The 284-nt window shown below is 47.2% G+C and carries 1 protein-coding gene; it reads right to left on the bottom strand.

The genetic code is table 11. The features are described from left to right. Positions 1 to 38 precede the first annotated feature (38 nt). The coding region (locus LZP73_RS20710; RefSeq protein WP_146713528.1) for a DUF4942 domain-containing protein at positions 39 to 284 on the bottom strand (246 nt) is incomplete at its 5' end.

The following is a 284-nucleotide window of genomic DNA, read 5'->3' as shown; positions in this document are numbered from 1 at the left end:
CAAAAATATGACATGTTTAATAGCGGGGCAAGGCCACATTACCTGTCTGCTAATACATTTGGATAGTGCCTGGCAATTATGTCATTTAGCCTGTCAACCAGTTCTGGTTTCCTGAACGTGATGTGTGCGGAGCCCTTCTTAAAGTATCTGATGCTGAACATCTCATCTTCATAGCACGCTTTGCCCTGAACGGAGCGGATGTGATCATCCAGCCGAATGATGATATTTTCCCGGCTGTCGGGGATCGGTTTGCCGCTGAACAGATGCAGCATTCTTTCCAGGTC

It is taken from the genome of Shewanella sp. AS16, from assembly GCF_021412365.1.
GTDB classification, from domain to species: domain Bacteria; phylum Pseudomonadota; class Gammaproteobacteria; order Enterobacterales; family Shewanellaceae; genus Shewanella; species Shewanella salipaludis.
The sequence above is the reverse complement of the archived record's forward strand: the minus strand, read 5'-3'. Positions and strand labels throughout refer to the sequence as shown.